Below are 5420 nucleotides of genomic sequence, written 5' to 3'. Positions count from 1 at the left end.
GGAGATTACTTTGGCCCGGCAGGGGGTGGAGGTGGAGGGGGCGTCATTTACGTCGAAAGGCAGCCCCTTGAGATCGGTCGATACTCAATCTTCATCGGCGCCGGCGGCCAAGGTGGCGCTGCGGCGCCCGCCGGACGGGGTACCTCCGGGGGTGTATCCCGTATCGGCGAGAGCATCATCGCCATTGGTGGAGGGGGTGGCGGTTCCTCGCAAGCTCCACCAAATGGCGTATCAGCCTCGGGTGGGGGTGGTTATGCAAACAGTTGGTCCCGATCAGAGGTTCAACTTGGCGGTCAAGGCGTTCAGGGAAACAAGGGCGGCGATGCGAAACTTGCTGCCAGCGGCGGTAGCTCCGGGGGCGGTGGCGGAGCACTCCAGCTTGGCCAGGATGGACAGGGAACTGTCAGTGGGTCTGGAGGTGTTGGGCGGTTGCTGACGCTTACCGGAGAACCCATCACCTTTGGGTCAGGCGGGGGAGGTGGAAATAATCCATCTACTGGAGGGACGGGCGCAGGTCGGGGAGGCGACGGCGCAGGTGACGGCGCCTTGAATGGGCCGGGGGGTAACGGTCGATCCGCTGCCGGTGGTGGTGGTGGTGGTGGTGGCTACGCGGCTTCAGGCGGAAATGGGGGCAGCGGCATTGTGGTGATCCGAACCGACTGGCCGACTGTCACCTCTAATGGTGCCGAAGTGCTAGCTATCTCTGGAATTACGCTCCTTATTTTCCGCTCAGATGGTTGGTTCGAGCTGCGTTAGTCCGAGTTTTTTCGGGTGTAGAGCTGACCGATAGGTGCGCCAAAGAAGACTGACATCTTGCGTTGGAAAATGTTGATGAACGCATCAATTGCCGGCTTTGGCATTTTCAAGACGTCCTGAAAACCTGGTTTGTCCATGGACCAGAGATAGTCGTCGAAGATCATAATCCCACCGACCTTCAGAAGTTGAAATGACATCACTGCGTCAGTCAGAACATCTGGTGCCTGATGGGATCCATCGATGTAGATCAGATCGAAGTAGCCATGCTTACCGCTCGCTATGAGCTCGGGGAGCCCGTAGTTCGAGTATTTTTTTACCTTATGCACGTTTGCCAGGTGAGACGATTTGCCCTTCGCAACCGTGATGTTGTGGTCAAATCGCTTTTCGACCTCAGACATCTGAGTCTCTATCTGGCCACCCTTCTGGTGCTCGATGCCGCCTTCCCAGGTGTCAACGCAATAGACCTCAATCCCTGATTGGGCGTGCTCCGTGCACATCTCGATGATCCAGCATGTCGAGCGACCTTCAAACGAGCCAATCTCAAGAATCTTAGTCGGCTTGTCGCGGCTAATGATCTGTCGCCAAACCGGGACATTTTGGCTGAACCAGTCCCGAGTAAACTCATACTGAGGCTCATTGCTGGGCGCCTGATCGGTCATTTCCGTGCCTCGGTAGCCGCTCGCCCCAATCAGCCGGGGCCTCTGGATCTTCGAATAGCTTGAGCCGCCCATGCGGCGCAAATCCGCGGGAGCCTTTGCCATGCGTTTTACACTCGACCCGCCGCCGGGGCTGGCGGCGGATGACACTTCGTTTGCGGCGGCGGGCCGGTGGGCGGACGCCTCGAATGTGCGGTTCTGGCGGGGGCGGCCGCAGGTGATCGGGGGCCGGGAGCGGCTGCACCCGGGCCGGCTGGCCGGGCCCTGCCGGGGGCTGCTGGGCTGGACCGACCTGTCGGGGGGACTGGTCCTGGCCTTTGGCGGGCCTTCGCGGCTGGAGATCTGGCGCGGGGGCGAGCTGGCGGACGCCACGCCCGTGGGGCTGGCGCCCGGCGCGGCGGATGGCTCGGGCGGACGGGGCTATGGCACCGGCGCCTGGGGTGTCGGGGGCTGGTCGGAGCCCTCGGACGGGGCCCTGGCGCCGCGGACCTGGTCGCTGGCAGCCTGGGGCGAGACCCTGCTGGCGGCGCCCCGGGACGGGACCCTTTACCAGTGGTCGCCGGCCAGTGGCGGGGCGGCCCGGCCGGTGGCTGGGGCACCAGCGCGGATGACCGCCATGGTGGTCTCGGCCACGGACCAGGTCTTTGCCCTGGGGTGCTCGGAGGAGGTCTCGGGCCGGTTCAATCCCCTGTGTATCCGGCACGGCGGGGTGAGGCGGCTGGATCAGTGGACCACGGCGGCGGACACAACGGCGCGGGAGTATGTCCTGCCCGGGGGCGGGCGGATCGTGGGTGGGCGGACCCTGGGGTCGCACCTCTTGGTCTGGACGAGCCACGCCCTGTTCCTGGGGGTGTTCACCGGCAGTCCCGGCCAGCCCTGGCGGTTCGACCGGGTGGGGCAGGCCTGTGGCCTGATCGGGCCCAATGCGGCGACGGTGAGCGGGCTGGAGGCCTTCTGGCTAGGGCCGGACCTGCAGGTCTGGCGCTATGCCCTGGGCGGGGCGCCGGAGCCCCTGTCCTGCCCCCTGAGGGCGGACCTGGCCGCGAACCTGGCGGCGGGGCAGGGGGACAAGGTGTTCGCCTCGACCCTGTCGGCCTTCTCCGAGGTGAGGTTCGACTATCCCGACCGGCGGGACGGGGCCGAGAACAGCCGGTGCCTGGTGCTGTCCCTGGCGGACGGGGCCTGGAGCCGGGGGGCGACCCCGCGCACCGCCATGATCGACGCCGGGCCTGCTGAGCATCCCGTGGCGACGGGGCCGGACGGCTCGATGTTCTGGTGCGAGCGGGGGTCGAGCGCGGACGGGGCGCCCTTCGCCTGGTTCCTGGAGAGCGCCGACCAGGTGCTGGACGAGGACCGAACGGCCCTGGTGCGCGGGGTCTGGCCGGACCTGGCCGGGCAGCAGGGGCCGGTGGTGCTGGAGATCTCGGCCCGGCGCACGCCGCAAGGGCAGGCCCGCCGGGCGCCGGCGGTGGCCCTGGCGCCGGGACAGGCGCGGGCGGACCTGAGGTTGTCGGGACGACTGTTCCGGGTGCGGCTGAGCGGCAATGCCTCGCCCACGGCGGGACGGGTCGGGCGGATGGTGTTTGACCTGGCGCCGGCGGGTGGACGGTGAGGCCCGAGGCGGAGGACCGCGAGGCCCTGAGCCTGGCGCTGACGGCCCTGGCGGCGGACGCCGGGCCGGCGGACCTGGCCGGGGCGCTACGGACGGGCCGGGCGCGGCTCTGGATTGGTGAGGGGGCGGTGCTGGCCACGGAGCTGGCGCCGGAACCGGACGGGCCCTGCCTGCACGTCTGGCTGGCGGCCGGGCGGCTGTCGGCGGTGCTGGACCTGAGGCCGGGCCTGGAGGCCTGGGCCCGGGGGGCGGGCTGCGCGCGGATCACCCTGGACGGACGCAAGGGCTGGGCCCGGGTGCTGGCGCCCTTTGGATATCGACGGGCGGGACATGAAATCGAACGGAGACTGTGATGGGAAAGAAGAAGACCAAGACCACCGCGACCGAGACCAGCCGGACGGTGACGACGCCGACCCGGCCGGACTGGGTGGACGCCCAGGCGCGGGGACTGAACGCGGCCCTGACGGACCTGGGGCGGGGCGATCCGGCGGCCTCGGTCGCACCGCTCTCGGACCTGGAGCGCCGGGCCTCGGACGGGGCCTCAGGCTTTGGCCTTGGCGAGGGCTGGAATACCGGGACGACGGACTGGGCGAGCTGGGGCCGGCCGAGCGCCGGGCCCGGACCCGTGCCCGGACCGGTGCCCTGGGCTGGGCCTGGTCTGGCATCTGGACCTGCGGTCCCCGTCTCCAGGCGACCCTACGCCTTGGGGGCCGACCTGCTGGGCCCCGGTCCGGCAGACCGCGCACCGCCGGCGTTCCCGACTTCGGGGCCCGTCCTGGAGGGGACGGGCGAGGCGCCCCAGGCGGCGAGCGTGCTGGACCGGCTGTCGTCCTACATGACGCCCTTCCGCGACCAGGTGTTGGCGGCAGCCATGGACGATTACGACGCCGAAGCCGGGCGAAGACGGGCGACCCAAGACCTGGAGCTGGCCGGACAGGGCGCGTTTGGCGGCTCGGGGGCGGCCCTGACCCGGTCGCTGACCGAGGGGGAGCTGGCCCGGGGCCGCAACAGCCGGCTTGCGGGCTTGCTGGACCAGATGTTCACCCAGGGTGCCGGATTGGCGTCGGGAGATGCGGACCGTCGCCAGCAGGCCTCGACGGCCGCGGCCCAGCTGGCCCAGGCCCGGGACCTCCAGCGGGCGCAGCTGGTTCAGGCGCGGGATCTCGAGCAGGCCCGGCTGGGCCAGGAGTGGGGCCTGGAGACCTCGAGGCTGGGTCAGGCCCGGGACTTCGAGCGCGCACGACTGGCGCAGGAGGGCGGGCTGGAGACGGCCCGGCTGGACCAGTCCCGGGACCTGGAGACGGCGCGCCTGTCGCAGGCCCGGGACCTGGAGATGGCTCAGCTGTCCCAGTCCCGGGACCTGGAGACAGCCCGGCTGTCGCAGGCCGGCGAGGCGAGCCGGATGCAGGACGCCCTGGCCCGGGCCCAGCTGGGCCAGGAGGGTGAACTGACCCGCTCTCGCCTGGGCCTGGACGCGGCGGCCTCGCGCCGGGCCGACGCCGAGACCCAGGCGCGGATCGGGGCGCAGGTGCGGGCGGCGGAGCAGGCCCGGCTGTCGGCGCCCGAGCAGGCCCTGGCCCGGCGGATCGAGATGTTCTCCGGCCTGCCCCTGGGCCTGTTCCAGGGCAGTGCCACCGACAGCCAGGGCCAGAGGTCGGGGACGGAGACGACGAGCGGGGCGACCCTGGGGGAGATCGCCCAGCTGGTGAACAGCCTGACCGGCTCGCCCCTGTCGCGGCTGTTCCAGCCGAAGGGCGGGGCGTGATGGCGGAGACCGGAACCCTGGACGAGGCCCAGCTCTTCGCCCTGAGGCAGATCAGCGAAAACCTGGCGGCCCAGACCCGGCGGCTGGAGGGGCTGGGCGCCAAGGTGGACGACGTGCGCGAGCGGCTGGCCCGGCTGGAGGCGCAGGAGGCGGGGGTGCTGGTGGAGGCCGTGCGGCGGGAGCTGAAGTCGGCCCTGGCGCGGATCGACGCCCTGGAGGCCCAGCGCGACCGGGTGGCCGGTGCGGCGGCCTTCTGGACCTGGCTGGGGCGGCACGCGCCCTGGATGGCGGCGGCCCTGGCCGCCTTCGGCGCGGGCCTGGTCTCGCGGGAGGGCGGGCGATGACCGGGACGGGACGGCCGCCGGTGGAGATCACATGGCTCTGGAGGCGGATCTTCACCTATCTGGCCAGCCTGGCGAACGCCGGCCTGCTGGCGGCGGTGATCCTGAAGGTGCGCGACCCGCAGGGGCTGGCCGCCCTGGGCCTGGGGCTGGTGGCGGCCAATGTGGTGCTGGCCACCCTCTACCTGGCCGGGGCGACGGTGACGGACTGGGCGCGGATCGCCGGGGCGGCCCGGGGGCTGCCCAAATCTGGGGAGGGCCGCCCTCCCCGGGGAGGGCGGATCGTGAAG

6 protein-coding genes are annotated in these 5420 nt (G+C 70.6%); 5 read left to right on the top strand and 1 reads right to left on the bottom strand.

The features are described from left to right. Positions 1–752: 752 nt before the first annotated feature. A complete protein-coding gene (locus tag WCJ52_RS11255) occupies positions 753–1517 on the bottom strand; it encodes a class I SAM-dependent methyltransferase (protein ID WP_336903402.1) in 765 nt (254 codons plus the stop codon). On the opposite strand from WCJ52_RS11255, the gene WCJ52_RS11250 reads away from it, so the two are divergent. The 5 genes from WCJ52_RS11250 to WCJ52_RS11230 all read left to right on the top strand — a co-directional run. Continuing rightward, complete coding sequence (locus WCJ52_RS11250; RefSeq protein WP_336903401.1) at positions 1516–3024, top strand: hypothetical protein; 1509 nt, start codon at positions 1516–1518, stop codon at positions 3022–3024. The two genes, WCJ52_RS11255 and WCJ52_RS11250, sit on opposite strands and share 2 nt — an antisense overlap. Further along, on the top strand, positions 3021–3377 hold the full coding sequence (locus WCJ52_RS11245) for a hypothetical protein (protein WP_336903400.1): 357 nt from the start codon (positions 3021–3023) through the stop codon (positions 3375–3377). Before WCJ52_RS11250 ends, WCJ52_RS11245 begins: the two co-directional genes overlap by 4 nt. Further along, positions 3377–4789 carry a hypothetical protein gene (locus WCJ52_RS11240; RefSeq protein ID WP_336903399.1) on the top strand — a complete coding sequence of 471 codons (1413 nt, stop codon included), beginning with the start codon at positions 3377–3379 and terminating at the stop codon, positions 4787–4789. The genes WCJ52_RS11245 and WCJ52_RS11240 overlap by 1 nt, the downstream gene beginning before the upstream one ends. Next, entirely contained in the window at positions 4789–5133 is a 345-nt protein-coding gene (locus WCJ52_RS11235) for a hypothetical protein (protein ID WP_336903398.1), read from the top strand. The genes WCJ52_RS11240 and WCJ52_RS11235 overlap by 1 nt, the downstream gene beginning before the upstream one ends. Beyond that, the coding region (locus WCJ52_RS11230) for a hypothetical protein (protein ID WP_336903397.1) at positions 5130–5420 on the top strand (291 nt) is incomplete at its 3' end. The genes WCJ52_RS11235 and WCJ52_RS11230, both read left to right, overlap by 4 nt.

This window comes from Phenylobacterium sp. (assembly GCF_037138395.1).
GTDB lineage: Bacteria > Pseudomonadota > Alphaproteobacteria > Caulobacterales > Caulobacteraceae > Phenylobacterium.
The sequence above is the reverse complement of the archived record's forward strand: the minus strand, read 5'-3'. Positions and strand labels throughout refer to the sequence as shown.